The organism is Mesorhizobium sp. M8A.F.Ca.ET.207.01.1.1, assembly GCF_004794715.1.
GTDB lineage: Bacteria > Pseudomonadota > Alphaproteobacteria > Rhizobiales > Rhizobiaceae > Mesorhizobium.
Genome location: NZ_SRUS01000135.1, coordinates 1 through 406 on the forward strand (window position 1 = coordinate 1; position 406 = coordinate 406).

The window sequence follows — 406 nt, forward strand, 5'->3', positions numbered from 1 at the left end:
GCCGAGGAACAGGAAAGAACCCCGGTCGCTTAAATGGCTCACGCCGCCACCCCCATCGCCTGCAGGTCGATGTCGTCCACCTTGTCGCGAAGGTAGCGGCGCGCGCGGCGCAGGTGGCCGGCGATCACAGCTCGATCCTCATGGGCGAAGAAGGTCAGCACGTGCATATGCAGTGCACGGCGGTGGTCGCGGCGGTACAGGCGCCAGGTGATGGCGCTGCCGTCGACGGTTGGGAACCGGCCCCAGGCTAAGCCCAGCGTCTCCTTGGGCGCGCGGCGTTCGATGTGGCGGCTCATGCCTGTGCTGCCTTCTTGCCACCGCGGCGACCGTGTCCACCCTCAACCACCTGGCGGCGGCTGATCGTGCTCTTGTCGATGCTGCTGTTGCCGAGGACCTGGACCTTGCC

At 67.2% G+C, this 406-nt stretch carries 1 protein-coding gene; it reads right to left on the reverse strand.

What is annotated here, in order from left to right:
• Positions 1-38: 38 nt before the first annotated feature.
• Positions 39-296: a hypothetical protein gene (locus tag EN850_RS33860; protein WP_136092955.1), complete on the reverse strand. Its 258-nt coding sequence runs from the start codon at positions 294-296 to the stop codon at positions 39-41.
• Positions 297-406: the final 110 nt, after the last annotated feature.

Bases quoted from the DNA above. Each gene is read 5' to 3' on its own strand.
- EN850_RS33860 (WP_136092955.1), bottom strand. From the start codon at position 296: ATGAGCCGCCACATCGAACGCCGCGCGCCCAAGGAGACGCTGGGCTTA.